Origin of the sequence: Wenzhouxiangella marina (assembly GCF_001187785.1) — a bacterium.
Taxonomy (GTDB): domain Bacteria; phylum Pseudomonadota; class Gammaproteobacteria; order Xanthomonadales; family Wenzhouxiangellaceae; genus Wenzhouxiangella; species Wenzhouxiangella marina.
Map to the genome: position 1 here is coordinate 2862126 of NZ_CP012154.1, position 13610 is coordinate 2875735.

The window sequence follows — 13610 nt, forward strand, 5'->3', positions numbered from 1 at the left end:
GGGGCCATTTCGAGCCAGCATAGAAAGCCGGGGCCTGGCCTGTAACTTGTACCTTGGTACAGTTCCGCCACGCAGGCCCGCAACGCCACCATGAGCGCATCCTTATTCGAACCTGGAGCGCACATGCTCAGCCTGATCGGCCTGCTCGGCGGCCTCGGCCTGCTCATCTTCCTGACCATGCGCGGCATGAGCCTGTTCGTGGCCACGCCCCTGTGTGCCCTGCTCGTCGCCCTGACCTCGGGCGTGCCCCTGCTGCCGCCGCTGGCCGGCGAGGACGGGGTGAACCTGGTCACCCAGTACATGAATGGCTTTACCGGATTCATCGCCTCCTGGTTCTTCATCTTTCTGCTCGGCTCCCTGTTCGGCAAGATGATGGAATCCTCCGGCGGCGCCGACAGCGTCTCGCGCTGGATCATTACCCGCCTGGGCACGGCCCGGGCCGCCCTGGCCGTGGTGCTGGCCTGCGCCGTGCTGACCTATGGCGGCGTCAGCCTGTTCGTGGTCGCCTTCTCCGTCTACCCGATGGCGCTCAGCCTGTTCCGCGATGCCAATCTGCCGCGCCGCTTCATTCCGGCGACCCTGGCCTTCGGCTCGGTGACCTTCACCATGACCTCGGCCGGCTCGCCCGAGATCCAGAACTGGATCCCCATCGAGTTTCTCGGCACCAGCCCGCTGGCTGCCTGGCAGGCCAGCCTGATCGTGGCGATCTTCATGGCCACGACGGGTTTTCTATGGCTGCGCTGGATGCTGAAGCGCGCCGTGGCACGCGGTGAGGTGTTCGAGGAACGCGCCGACGACCCGGGCTCGAATCGCCAGGACCTGCCCCACCCGGCCCTGGCGATGATTCCGCTGCTGCTGGTGCTCGGGATCAGTTTCGCGACCCATGACCGGCTGGGCACCTCGGCCCTGATCATCGCCCTGCTGGCCGGCTGCATCGGCGCGGCCCTGATCAATCTGCGTCATCTGCACAAGCCCGGCGAAGCCCTGGCCGAAGGCGGCACGGGCGCCCTGATCGCCATCGGCAACACCGCCGCCGTGGTCGGATTCGGCACCGTCGCCCGCGTTTCACCGGCCTTCGATGCGGCCGTGGTCTGGGTCACCGGCCTGCCCGGCTCCGGCCTGGTCTCGGCCGCGATCGCGGTCTCGGCCATCGCCGCCATGACCGGCTCGGCCTCCGGCGGCCAGGCCATCGCCCTGCCCATCCTCGGGCCCCACTACGTCGACCAGGGCGTCAACCCGGAGCAACTGCACCGCGTCGTCGCCATCTCCTCCGGCGCGCTCGATTCCCTGCCGCACAACGGCTACGTGGTCACCACCATCCGCGCGATCTGCAAGGAAACCCACGCCGCCGCGTATGCGCCCATGGGCGCCCTGACAGTGATCATCCCGCTGCTCGGGCTGATTCTCTGTCTCGGCTTGTTCGCGGTGGGGTTGTAAGGGGGAAGCTTTCCGGTTTCCGGCTTGGACGGTGCCGAACGGAGGCACCCCGGATAACCGGATGCCGTTGCAATCCCCGACACCGACGCCGACACCGCCCGATCGGAGTCCATGTCCCAGACATCTCCGCAAACCCGATTGCGCAATGTCGCAACCATCGCGGAAAACCCGACGCACGCATATCCCAGCCATCACGGTCAACGCCACGCCCCGAATCACGACCCGCCAAAAACCCGATTTCAGGTGGCAACGGAATTCTCCGGTCTGCCCGTCAGGTTGACGGAGATGCCTGAGGCATGGACCGTCGGGGACGTGGCCCCGACCTACGGTTTCGGGGCCGTATCAGGCCACCCGGGGATACCCGGACACCACGGCCAACCCCGTTATCGATACCGCCCGATCGAAACCCGCCGTAGGTCGGGCTCACACGCCCGACGGTCCATGTCCCAGACATCTCCGCAAACCCGACTGCGCAATGTCGCAACCATCGCGGAAAGCCCGACGCACGCATATCCCAGCCATCACGGTCAACGCCACGCCCCGAATCACGACCCGCCAAAAACCCGATTTCAGGTGGCAACGGAATTCTCCGGGCTGCCCGTCGGGTTGACGGAGATAACCGCGACATGGACCGTCGGGAGCGCAGTTCGGAAGCGATGTGCGGTTTGCCAGCGGCAAGAAGCGCATCGCTGAAGGACGCCCGCGCGTGTGGCCCCGACCTACGGTTTCAGGCCGGCGGCGCTCCGCTGTTCAGGTACCACCACACGGCCGCGGCAGCCGCGCCGGCGATGCCGGCGCCCACGAGCCAGCCGATCCATGCGCGTGAACGTCGCGGTTGGACGTCGCGCAGGACGCTGGGCGGGCGCAGGCCCGGGGCCTGGAGGACGAAGCGGTGTTCGCCCAGGCGGATTTCGTCGCCGGACTTGAGCGCCTGGCGATTGACCGGCTCGCCGTTGACCCAGGCCTGGTCGGCGGCCTCCAGCATCAACACCTCACCATCGAAGACCAGGCGGGCGTGCTGCTCCAGCAATCCGTCGAGCTGCACGCTGGCCTGCTCGCCGCTGCCGATGGGCGTGTCGTCGTCGAGCGGAAAGGTCTGACCCGTGATCGCGCCAGAGGCGCCTTTCAATCGAAATTGCATGATTCTGAGTTCTCGAAAAGAAGGGTTCTCGCGGAGACGCAGAGGCGCAGATAAAACAAGAATGGGCTGGCTGGAAGCGCTGGATCAGCGCTCCGCAGCGGTCGGCAACCTTCCGCCAGGAGGCGAGCCTGAAACACACTTCTTGAGATCAAACGTCTTTCTCCACGCCTCAGCGAGAGGATTCTCGATTTCCGGCCGGCCGGTTCAAACGTGGTCCAGGGCAGTGGTGAGGTCGTCGATCAGGTCATCGACGTCCTCGATGCCGACGGAAAGGCGGATCAGGGTGTCGGTGATGCCGAGCGCCTCGCGACGCTCCTTGGGCACGCTGCCATGGGTCATGATCGCCGGGTGATTGACCAGGGATTCGACCCCGCCCAGGGACTCGGCCAGGGCGAACAGATGGGTGTTTTCCAGGAAGCGGCGCGCTCGCGCCAGATCGCCGCCCAGGTCGAAGCTGACCATGCCGCCGAAGCCGCTCATCTGCTTCTCGGCCAGGGCCTTCTGCGGGTGCGAGTCCAGACCCGGATAGATCACCTTGGCGACCTTGTCCTGGCCTTCCAGCCATTCGGCGATGCGCTGGGCGTTCTCGCAATGGGCCTTCATGCGAAGCGCCAGGGTCTTGACCCCGCGCATGACCAGGAAGGAATCGAAGGGTCCCTGAATGCCACCGGCCGAATTCTGCAGGAAGGCCAGCTCCTCGCCGAGCGCATCGTCCTTCACCACCACGGCGCCGCCGACCATGTCGGAATGCCCGTTCAGGTATTTGGTGACCGAATGCATGACGATGTCGGCACCCAGGGCGATCGGCTGCTGCAGCATCGGCGTGGCGAAGGTGTTGTCGACCACCAGCTTCGCACCGATCTCGCGGGCCAGTTCGGCGATCGCGGCGATGTCGACCAGCTGAAGCATCGGATTGGTCGGCGTCTCGACCCAGATCATCTTCGTGCGATCGGTGACGGCGGCGCGGGCCGCGTCCAGATCGGCCAGATCGGCGAAGCTGAAGTCCAGGCCCGAGGAGCGGCGGCGCACGCGCTCGAACAGGCGCCAGGTGCCGCCGTAGAGATCATGCATGGCCAGCACGTGATCACCGGGCGAGAGCAGGTGCATCAGGGTGTCGATGGCAGCCATGCCGGAGGCGAAGGCGAAGCCGTGGCGGCCGCCTTCGAGATCGGCGATGCAGGATTCCCAGGCCTTGCGGGTCGGGTTGTGGGTACGCGAGTACTCGTAGCCCTGGTGATCCCCCGGGCTCTTCTGCACGTAGGTCGAGGTGGTGTAGATCGGCGTCATGATCGCGCCGTTGCTCGGGTCCGGCGACTGGCCGGCGTGGATGACGCGCGTATTGAGCTTGTGAGCCATGGGATGCAATGCCTGCGTTGATCAGCCCGTTATTGTATCGGGACTGGTGGGGAGGTTTCCGGTTTCCGGGAACTCAATGTCGAACGCAGACACCCCGGGATACCGGATGCCACTGCCCACCCCGTTATCGACCCATCCGATCGAAACCCTGCGTAGGTCGGGGCCACGTCCCCGACGGTCCATGCCCCAGCCATCTCCGTCAATTCGACGGCGCAATGCCACAAATGTCGCGGAGAACCCGACGCACGGATATCGCAGACATCGCCGGATCATGGACGGTGGTTGGTTTCCGAGGTTTTCGACTGCTGGGAGCTCGGGCATTGGTCGTCGGGTTGACGGAGATACCGGAAGCATGGACCGTCGGCCACACGCGCGGGCGGTCTCCGGCGCGGCGCTTCTGGCCTGCGGCCAACCGCACCACGCCTCCAACCTGCGCTGGGCCGACCTACGGTTTCGGGGCCCAATCGGACCACCCCGGAATATCGGCGGCCATCGCCCGCCCCGTTATCGACCCATCCGATCGAAACCCGCCGTAGGTCGGGCCCACGCGCCCGACGGTCCATGCCCCAGCCATCTCCGTCAATTCGACGGCGCAATGCCACAAATGTCGCGGAAAACCCGACGCACGGACATCGCAGACATCGCCGGATCATGGACGGTGGTTGGTTTCTAATGTCGTTGGATGCCGGAGAGCCCCAGCGCTGCCCGTCGGGTTGACGGAGACACCCTCGACATGGACCGTCGGCCACACGCGCGGGCGGTCTCCGGCGCGGCGCTTCTGGCCTGCGGCCAACCGCACCACGCCTCCAACCTGCGCTGGGCCGACCTACGGTTTCGCGGCCCAATCGGACCACCCCGGAATGTCGGCGGCCATCGCCCATCCCGTTATCGACCCATCCGATCGAAACCCGCCGTAGGTCGGGCCCACGCGCCCGACGGTCGATGCCCCAGCCATCTCCGTCAATTCGACGGCGCAATGTCCCCGCCCATCACAGGCAACTCGACACACGCATTTCCCAGACATCACAGCGAATCGACGTAGCCAGTCCATGTCGCGGGTGTCTCCGCCAACCCGACGCCGCAATGTCGCACATTTCGCCGGAAATCCTACGGACGGATATCGGAGGCATTTTCGATGGCGTTGGGTGCCGGGAACTCCCAGCGCTGCCCGTCGGGTTGACGGAGACACCCTCGACATGGACCGTCGGGCACGTGGGCCCGACCTACGGTTTCGCGGCCCAATCGGACCACCCCGGAATGTCGGCGGCCATCGCCCATCCCGTTATCGACCCATCCGATCGAAACCCGCCGTAGGTCGGGCCCACGCGCCCGACGGTCCATGCCCCAGACATCTCCATCAATTCGACTGCGCAATGTCCCAACCATCGCGGAAAACCCGACACACGCATTCCCCACACATCACGGCGGCTGGACGAAGGCGGATCGTATGGGCGGCTCACCCCACCTCGGACTCGGAAAACTGCACCACCGGCGCCTTCTGGAGGATGTCCGCATAGGTCTTGTGCACCTGGCCCATGCGGACGCGGCCGAGGAAGCCGGAGTAGGCCAGGTAGCTGACGAGGAAGCGACGGTCGGCGGCCCAGGGCGGCAGGAATTTCGGTGCGCGGACCAGGCCAAGGTCGGCGAGCTGGCAGAGAACGGGTATGTCTTCGAGATCGAGCTTGCCGCAGAACAGCAGCATCAGCACATCGGCGCGGCCGGCCGCGATGACCGAGCGCAGGAAATCGTGCACCCGCAGCAGTCCGTCGAGGTAGACAATGTCCTTGGTGAAGGGCGCGCCGCCGGTCAGCAGGCCGCCACGGAAGATCCGACGAGTCTGTTCGAAGGCCATCTTCTCGGCCGTGCTGAAATCCTCGCGGCGCCGGACCTGGGCCTCGTCCGGCAGGCTTCCTCCGGCCTGTTCGAGGAAGTGCCGATAGACCTCGACGAAATCCGCGCCGTCGACGGCCATCTGGATTCCCAGCACCCGATCGGCCAGGCGGCTGAGGCGATCCAGGTCCATGCAGCCGGTGATGAACTCGGAGAACACCGCCAGGCCTTCCTGGGTGCGCGTCGTGCCCGGGTGACTGGAGGCCAGGATCGGCAGCTGGCGCTGATGACGGCCGTTGAGGCCGGTGGTGACGTGAATGCCGGCTTCGTGGTGGACCAGTTGCTCGACATCGCGATCCGTGAACCTCGCCGTGGTCCGGATGCGGATGCGATCGGGCCCGGCCGTGGCGTTGGCCGACAGGTTGTCGACCAGCTCGATCGCCGGGGCTTCGTCACCGAAGTAGCGCTCGACGGCGACTTCGAGGCGCGCCGCGACGTCCTCGGCGCTGGCCGAGGCATCGTCCGGGGCGCCGAGATCGACGTGGCTCAAACGATCGATGATGCGGCGCAGGCGACGCGCCAGATCCAGCGGCGTGCGCGCGCTGTCCTTCAACAGGTGCAGCGGGGCGCCGTACAGCGCGCTGGACTCGACGAAGAAGCCGACCTCGCCGCGCTGGTGCAGCATCCGGCTGGCGGTGGCGATGCGATCGGCGATGCGCTCCAGCCACTCCCGCGCAGGCCCGGCCCGGGCGATCAGGGGGCGCGCCACCGCCAGGCGCTCGTCCACGGCCCGGGTGTCGGCCTCCGGGTACTCGACCTCCGGAAGACGTCGCCCACCAGCAGCCAGGAACTCGTTGCGCACCTCCAGCGGCCAGGCCAGCAGGCCCAGAATGCGCAGCGGCTGCTCGGCTTCGCGCAGCGCCGTGGCGGCCCGGCGGATGTCCTGTTTCAGGCGGTTCTGGGGGCTCATTCGCGGCCCGTGTGGACTGATCGATGTGGCGCTATAATACCGGGTTCGAATTACCAACTGCTCGCCTTGCGGGCCGGGAAGAATCAGTGCTGTTCGATAACGTCGTCATCAAGTCCGTTGCCCATGTGGAGCCGCCCAATCGCGTGACCAGTGAAGAGGTCGCTGAGCGTCTGGCTCCTACCTTCAAGAAGTTGCGCGTTCCGGGCAACCCCCTGATCGACCTGGCCGGCATCATGGAGCGCCGCTTCTGGGATCAGGGCATGATGCCGTCCGACGGCGCCACCCTGGCCGCCAAGGAAGCCCTGGCCAAGGCCGATATCGACCCGAAGCAGGTCGGCATCCTGATCAACACCTCGGTCTCGCGTGATTTCCTCGAGCCCTCGACGGCCTGCATGGTGCACGGCAACCTGCGCCTGGCCGACACCTGCGAGAGCTTCGACGTCGGCAACGCCTGCCTGGCCTTCATCAACGGCATGAACATTGCCGCCCAGATGCTCGAGCGCGGTCAGATCGACTACGCCCTGATCGTCAACGGCGAGAACAGCCGGGAGATCAACGAGATCACCATCGAACGCCTGCTGGGGCCGAAGGTCACCCGCAATCAGTTCAAGCGCGAGTTCGCCAGCCTGACCCTGGGCTCCGGCGCGGCCGCCATGGTCATGTCGCGTGGTGATCTGGAACCGGACGGCCACCAGTACCGCGGCGGCGTCGCCCGTGCGGCGACCCAGTTCAACAACCTGTGCCGCGGCTGGAACCACCAGATGTGGACCGACACGAAGAGCCTGCTGATCGAAGGCATGAAGCTGGCCGGCATGACCTTCACCGCCGCCCGCACGGTGATGGGCTGGGTGGTGCAGGAGCTCGATCACGTCGTCATTCATCAAGTGTCCAAGGCGCACACGGACAATTTCATCCGTGCCTTCGGCGCCGATCCCGAGCGGGTCTACCGCATCTTCCCGTTCCTGGGCAACATCGGCCCGGCCTCCATCCCGACCGTCATGTCGCGGATGGTGCAGGAAAACCGGGTCAAGCGCGGTGATCGCATGGCCCTGATGGGCATCGGCTCGGGCCTGAACTGCGCCATGGCCGAGGTGGTCTGGTAAGACTCGAGGCCACTGGCCGATCCAGAAGGCCCGGCCGTGATTCGGCCGGCCTGAATCCAGGGACGCAAGCATGTTCTCATCGCCGCTCTACCCCTACACCGGCCAGTTCCACGAACAGGCCGGTGGTCACCGCATGCACTACCTCGACGAGGGGCCCAGCGATGCCCAGCCCGTGGTCATGGTGCACGGCAACCCGACCTGGTCGTTCTACTATCGGCGCCTGGTCGAAGACCTGAAGCCCGACTTCCGCTGCCTGGTCCCCGATCACATCGGCATGGGCCTGTCGGACCGCCCTGACGACGCCAGCTACGACTACACCCTGTCGCAGCGCCTCGAAGACCTGGGCCACTGGCTCGATGCGGTCGAGCCCAACCGCCCGGTCGATCTGATCGTGCATGACTGGGGGGGTGCCATCGGCCTGAGCTGGGCCGTGCGCAACATCGAGCGCGTCCGCCGCGTGGTGATCCTGAACACCTGGGCCTTCAATATTCCGCCCGACGAGCACCTGCCCCGTTCCCTGCGCTTCGCCCGCACCCGCCTGGGCAGCTTCCTGATCCAGCGCTTCAACGCCTTTTCCGGCCTGGCCGTTCGCATGGCGACGGAGCGCAAGCTGGACCGCGAAGTCGCGCGCGCCATGACCGGGCCCTATCGCCAGGGGGTGGATTCGCGCCTGGCCACCCTGCGCTTCGTCCAGGACATTCCCTTGAGCCCGGAAGATCCCGCCTGGGACGTGCTGGCCGAGACCGAGCGTCGACTCCCTCTGCTGGCCGACAAACCGGTGCTGTTCCAATGGGGCGCGAAGGATTTCGTCTTCGATGACCGGGTCCTCGACATCTGGCGCGAGAAGCTGCCCGGCAAGCCGATCCGCTACTACGCCGATGCCGGGCACTACGTGCTCGAGGACGCGCACGAATCGATCGTCCCGGCCGTGCGGGCCTGGTTGACCGAGGCGGATTGATCGCGGCAGGGTAATCGCCGGCTTGTCGGCGATGTCTGTGACATGCGTGCGTCGGGCTTTCCGCGGTGGTTGCGGAATTGCGCCGTCTTCGTTCGGCATCGAGTTGCCCGTAACGGTTGTTGGTCGTTGCGTTGACCGTGATGGCTGGGATATCCGTGCGTCGGGCTTTCCGCGATGGTTGGGACATTGCGCAGTCGAATTGATGGAGATGTCTGGTACATGGTCCGTCGGGAGCGCAGTCCGGAAGCGATGTGCGGTTTGCCAACGGCAAGAAGCGCATCGCTGAAGGACGCCCGCGCGTGTGGCCCCGACCTACGGCGGGTTACGGTCGGGCGGTGTCGATGTGGGGGGTTGTGTTGGCATCCGGTTGTCCGGGGTGCCTTCGTTCGGCATCGAGTTACCCATAACCCGGAAGCCGTGTTTTCCTGAAACCTGAAACCTGAAACCTGCACCCTGAAACCTACCCCACCCGATTACCATACGCATCATGAATATCGCTGAAGCTCTGACTGCGCAGGCTCGGACGCAGCCCTTCGGGACCGCGCTCATCATTCCGAAGCGGCGAACCCGGGACGGCTGGGCCGACCAGCGCTACAGCTATCGCGAGCTGGATGAGCTCAGCAGCCGTCTGGCCGCCGGTCTGGCGCAGGAGGGGATTCGTCCCGGCACGCGGGTGGCCTTCATGGTGCCGCCCTCGCTGGAGTTCTTCGCCCTGTTCTTCGCCCTGTTCAAGGCCGGCTGCGTGCCGGTGCTGATCGATCCGGGCATCGGCCTGAAGCCGCTCAAGGCCTGCCTCGGCGAGGCCGAGCCGGAGGTCTTCATCGGCATCACGAAAGCCCAGATCGCCCGTCTCGTGCTGGGCTGGGCACGCGGCTCGGTGAAGCGCACGATCACCGTGGGCCCGCGCGTCTTCTGGCTCGGCACGCGCTACAAGACCCTGCGCGGCGGCGAGCTCCGAGGCTTCGTGGCGCCGGAGGTCGACCCCGAGGACCCGGCGGCGATCCTGTTCACTTCCGGCTCCACCGGCATCCCCAAGGGCGTGGTCTACCGCCACCGCCACTTCGCCGCCCAGGTCGAGCTCGTCCGCGACAGCTATCGCATGCAGCCCGGTGAGGTCGATCTGCCGACCTTCCCACCCTTTGCCCTGTTCGACCCGGCCCTGGGCATGACCACGGTGATTCCGCCGATGGACTTCACGCGCCCGGCCTCGGTCGATCCAGCGATGCTGGTGAGCCTGATCGAGCACTACGCGGTCACCAATCTGTTCGGCTCGCCGGCCCTGATGAACACCCTGACCCGCCATCTGGAGGCCAACGGGATTCGTCTCCCCGGCCTCAAGCGCGTGCTCTCGGCCGGTGCCCCGGTCCACCCGAAGGTGATCGAACGAATCCATCGCGCCCTGGACGAGGCGGCCGACATCCACACGCCCTATGGCGCCACGGAATGCCTGCCGGTCGCGACGGTTTCGGGCCGGGAACTGACGGGTGAACTGTCCGAAGGCAATCGCCAGGGCCGTGGCATCTGCGTCGGCCGCCCGCTGGACGCCAACCAGGTGCGCGTGATCCAGATCAGCGACGATCCGATCGGTCTGGCCGAATATGCCCAGGACGTGGCACCGGGCGAGATCGGCGAGATCTGCGTGCAGGGGCCAACGGTGACCGACCAGTACTTCCACCGTGAAGCACAGACCCGTGCCGCCAAGATGACCGATGGCCAGGGCCGCGTGTGGCACCGGATGGGCGATCTGGGCTGGCGGGACGACCAGGGTCGACTCTGGTTCTGCGGACGCAAGTCGGAGCGCGTCCGGACCGCCGAGGACGAGCTCTACACCGAATGCGTCGAAGGGCCGGTCAATGCGATCGACGGCGTCTACCGCAGTGCTCTGGTCGGCCTGGGCGAGCCGGGGCAGCAGACGCCGGTGATCGTGATCGAACCCGAGCCCGGCGTCGATCCATCCACCCTGATCGAACCGGTCCGAACTGCCGTTGCACGCTGGGGCATCGAGCGCGTGGAAACGCGCAAGGCCTTTCCCGTGGACATCCGCCACAACGCCAAGATCCGGCGCGCCGAGATCGCAGCCGATCTGTCGTAGAGGATCCTCGGCGGCCGCCGGGCGCGCTCAGATGGTTTTCTGCCGACGCAGGCGGCGCAGCCGCCAGCGCATCAGGCGATGGGCGTTGATCAGCACGAGCATGTAGCCGGCCATGATCGAGGCCGCGACCCCGAACAACAGCCACTCGGGCCAGGCGAGCCGCCACCCAAGAATGCCGATACCGCCGGCGATCAGCACCGCCAGATGGACCAGGCGAACCGTGTTGCGAACCGAAAAGCCGCAGCGCAGGATGATGTGGTGCAGGTGGGCACGGTCGGCAGCCATCGGGCTTCTGCCACGCAGGACGCGCCTCAGGGTCACTGCCAGAATGTCCGTCGCGGGCACCAGCAGCAACCAGGCCACCGTGATCGGCGGTACGGAGGCGGTATCACGTTCGGCCAGGGCGATGGCCAGCCAGGCCACCGCAAAGCCCAGCATCATGCTGCCGGCGTCCCCCATGAAAGCGGTGGCTCGATTGCGGAACGGCGACTGCAGGTTGTAGACGAGAAACCCCATCACGGCCATCGCCAGCACCAGGCAGATGATCACGTAGGAAGGCTCGGCCCCGTCCAGCCAGCCGGCCAGGGCCAGAAGCATGAGGATGTACATGCCGATTCCGCCGGCCAGGCCGTCCAGCCCATCGCTCATGTTGAACGCATTGATGATGAAGACGACACAGGCCACAGTGAAGGGGACCGAAAGCGGGCCCAGCCCGATCGGACCGAGTTCAAGCCCGAAGATGCGACCCAGCTGATTGACCTCGAGACCGCTGGCATAGACCATCAGCGTGGCCACCAGCACCTGCGCCATCAGCTTGTACATGGCTCGAATATCGAACAGATCATCGAGCAGACCGACCGTCAACAGAACGGCCATGCCGACGAGCAGGGAAAGATAGGGCCCGAGCCAGGACAGATTGACCATCAGGGCGGCGATGAAGGCCAGGAACATCGCCAGCCCACCGGTCAGCGGAACCTGACCATGGTGGCGTTTGCGATGACAGGGATGATCGACCAGGCCCCAGCGACGAGCCGGGCCTTTCAGTGCCGGCACCAGACCCGCAGCGACCGCAAAGGCCATGCCGACCATGACGCCCCCCTGGATTGTCAGATTCATCGCTGCGAGACCCCCTCGGAACCGATGCTGTTATCGAGTGCCTCGGGAATCATCGAAACGTTCTTCATGACGTTTCCGAAGCGCATGAACAGCATATCAAAATCCGGCCAGGGCGGACATCAGTGCGAGCCGCTCTTCCTGCGATGTCGTCGACGTTTTCGCGCCGATTCTGTCGGCGCCGCCACTCTGTCCGTCGAACGAGGAGGTCCCGGCTCGCGCAGCAGGACCCCCAGATAGATCGCCAGCACGATCTGCGTTCCCGGAATATGCCAGCTGAAGTCCCCCAGGCCGACAAGGCTCATCGCGACCAGGCCCGCATAGAGCGGAATCCGCTCCATCCTCACGGCAGCCCGACGCACCAGCCCAACGAGGACGACCAGCAGAATGCCGCCACCGACCAGGCCGGTTTCCAGCAGCCACTGGAGCAGATCGTTGTGGGCGTAGTCCCACCAGCCGGTGATCTCCGCTGGCTGTACGGTCTTGAACACGGCCTCGAAACCACCCAGACCGACGCCTGCCAGCCAGTGGACGAGCGGGACCTCGTTGAACAGGATCCCGAGCACCTGGAATCGCACCTCATCGTTCGAATCGGTCTGTGCCAGGCGATCGGTCAGAGGCGCCAGGCCATACCAGGTCGCGAACAGGAAGGCCGCCAGTGCGGCCAGCCAGGCGGGCCAGATGGCAGCACCCTGAAGGTGTCCGCGATGACGGGTCCAGAGCAGCAAGGCGACGAACATTCCGATCAGGCCGGCGGTGGCCCCGAGTCGCGAGGCACTGCCCATCAAGGCCGCACCGATGATCGCGCCACTGATGAGGCTCCCGGCAACTTTCATTTCAGTCGGAAGATGACGGAGCAGCGGCATGTCCCGTATCCACCACACCAGCACGGCCATGGGCCAGGTCAGGGCCAGGTAGCCGGCAAAGAGATTGCGATTGCTGTAGGTGCCATGGACGAAGTCAGGATTGTTGCGGGCCCAGACACCAAGAATCTCGGTGGCCCCGGAGGCGTGGCTGATCAGGCCATACAGGGATTGGAACAGCGCCATCACGAGGATCGCCAGCCACAGCCAGCCGCGCTGCTGCCGCCGCAATGAACAGCTCAACCAGGCGATGCCGAACAGGGCGACGAATACGGCCCAGGCGCGCAGGGTCGCGCCGGGATTGGGCGACCAGAATCGGGGCTCGAATTCAGGGTGTGACCAGAGCGCGTCGGGATAGGGGCCGAACCATGCCGCCAGCATCCTGATCGGGAGAATCTGCAGCAGGGTCAAGGCACTCAAGGCAGCGAACACCCACCACCATGCAGCCGTTGGTGCGGGCATCGACTCGCCCGAGCCATCTCGCCAGGCGGAAAGCAGCCAGGCCAGCACGCCTCCGAAGGTCAACCAGACGGCCGTGCTGGTCAAGGTCAGCGGCGTCCGCTGGCCCATCATCAGGGGCAAGCTGAGCACCAGCACTGCAAGCACGAGAGTGACCAGCCCTGGCCCGGTCAGAACGGCAGCCAGGCCTCGGTGGGTATCGGGAGCCTGCTGGCGGCGACGACGCCGGACCTTGACTCGCTGGCGCTCGGGCGCTTCGGTGCTGGATTCCATGGGCGCATTCTGCCA

General features: G+C 65.9%; 9 protein-coding genes. 4 read left to right on the forward strand and 5 right to left on the reverse strand.

Going from position 1 to position 13610, the window contains the following annotated elements; all coding sequences use genetic code 11:
* The first annotated feature begins 123 nt into the window (after positions 1-123).
* Positions 124-1437, forward strand: a complete 1314-nt coding sequence (locus tag WM2015_RS12190) for a GntP family permease (protein ID WP_049726303.1) — start codon at positions 124-126, stop codon at positions 1435-1437.
* Between the two features lie 727 nt (positions 1438-2164).
* Here WM2015_RS12190 and WM2015_RS12195 read toward each other — a convergent pair.
* From WM2015_RS12195 to WM2015_RS12205, 3 genes are all read right to left on the reverse strand, one after another.
* A complete protein-coding gene (locus WM2015_RS12195) occupies positions 2165-2578 on the reverse strand; it encodes an FHA domain-containing protein (protein WP_049726304.1) in 414 nt (137 codons plus the stop codon).
* A gap of 204 nt (positions 2579-2782) precedes the next feature.
* The gene (locus WM2015_RS12200) at positions 2783-3934 is read right to left on the reverse strand and encodes a cystathionine gamma-synthase (RefSeq protein WP_049726305.1); all 1152 of its coding nucleotides are present in this window, start codon (positions 3932-3934) and stop codon (positions 2783-2785) included.
* Positions 3935-5390: 1456 nt separating this feature from the next.
* Positions 5391-6734: a peptidase MATCAP family protein gene (locus WM2015_RS12205; RefSeq protein ID WP_049726306.1), complete on the reverse strand. Its 1344-nt coding sequence runs from the start codon at positions 6732-6734 to the stop codon at positions 5391-5393.
* Positions 6735-6820: 86 nt separating this feature from the next.
* Here WM2015_RS12205 and WM2015_RS12210 point away from each other — a divergent pair, with 86 nt between their 5' ends.
* The 3 genes from WM2015_RS12210 to WM2015_RS12220 all read left to right on the forward strand — a co-directional run bounded on the left by WM2015_RS12210 (position 6821) and on the right by WM2015_RS12220 (position 10887).
* Complete coding sequence (locus WM2015_RS12210; protein WP_049726307.1) at positions 6821-7837, forward strand: 3-oxoacyl-ACP synthase III; 1017 nt, start codon at positions 6821-6823, stop codon at positions 7835-7837.
* A gap of 70 nt (positions 7838-7907) precedes the next feature.
* Positions 7908-8795 (forward strand): alpha/beta fold hydrolase, encoded by an 888-nt coding sequence (locus tag WM2015_RS12215; RefSeq protein ID WP_049726308.1) that lies wholly within the window; start codon positions 7908-7910, stop codon positions 8793-8795.
* A 487-nt stretch (positions 8796-9282) separates the two neighbouring features.
* Positions 9283-10887, forward strand: a complete 1605-nt coding sequence (locus WM2015_RS12220) for a fatty acid CoA ligase family protein (RefSeq protein WP_049726309.1) — start codon at positions 9283-9285, stop codon at positions 10885-10887.
* A 27-nt stretch (positions 10888-10914) separates the two neighbouring features.
* On the opposite strand, the gene WM2015_RS12225 is transcribed toward WM2015_RS12220, so the two are convergent.
* Together WM2015_RS12225 and WM2015_RS12230 are read right to left on the reverse strand one after the other, a co-directional pair.
* Positions 10915-12003, reverse strand: a complete 1089-nt coding sequence (locus WM2015_RS12225; RefSeq protein WP_082169708.1) for an MraY family glycosyltransferase — start codon at positions 12001-12003, stop codon at positions 10915-10917.
* A gap of 119 nt (positions 12004-12122) precedes the next feature.
* On the reverse strand, positions 12123-13595 hold the full coding sequence (locus WM2015_RS12230; RefSeq protein ID WP_049726311.1) for an O-antigen ligase family protein: 1473 nt from the start codon (positions 13593-13595) through the stop codon (positions 12123-12125).
* Positions 13596-13610: the final 15 nt, after the last annotated feature.

Coding starts and splice junctions, on each gene's coding strand:
- WM2015_RS12190 (WP_049726303.1), top strand. CDS start 124: ATGCTCAGCCTGATCGGCCTGCTCGGCGGCCTCGGCCTGCTCATCTTC.
- WM2015_RS12225 (WP_082169708.1), bottom strand. CDS start 12,003: ATGAATCTGACAATCCAGGGGGGCGTCATGGTCGGCATGGCCTTTGCG.
- WM2015_RS12230 (WP_049726311.1), bottom strand. CDS start 13,595: ATGGAATCCAGCACCGAAGCGCCCGAGCGCCAGCGAGTCAAGGTCCGG.
- WM2015_RS12215 (WP_049726308.1), top strand. CDS start 7,908: ATGTTCTCATCGCCGCTCTACCCCTACACCGGCCAGTTCCACGAACAG.
- WM2015_RS12205 (WP_049726306.1), bottom strand. CDS start 6,734: ATGAGCCCCCAGAACCGCCTGAAACAGGACATCCGCCGGGCCGCCACG.
- WM2015_RS12200 (WP_049726305.1), bottom strand. CDS start 3,934: ATGGCTCACAAGCTCAATACGCGCGTCATCCACGCCGGCCAGTCGCCG.
- WM2015_RS12220 (WP_049726309.1), top strand. CDS start 9,283: ATGAATATCGCTGAAGCTCTGACTGCGCAGGCTCGGACGCAGCCCTTC.
- WM2015_RS12195 (WP_049726304.1), bottom strand. CDS start 2,578: ATGCAATTTCGATTGAAAGGCGCCTCTGGCGCGATCACGGGTCAGACC.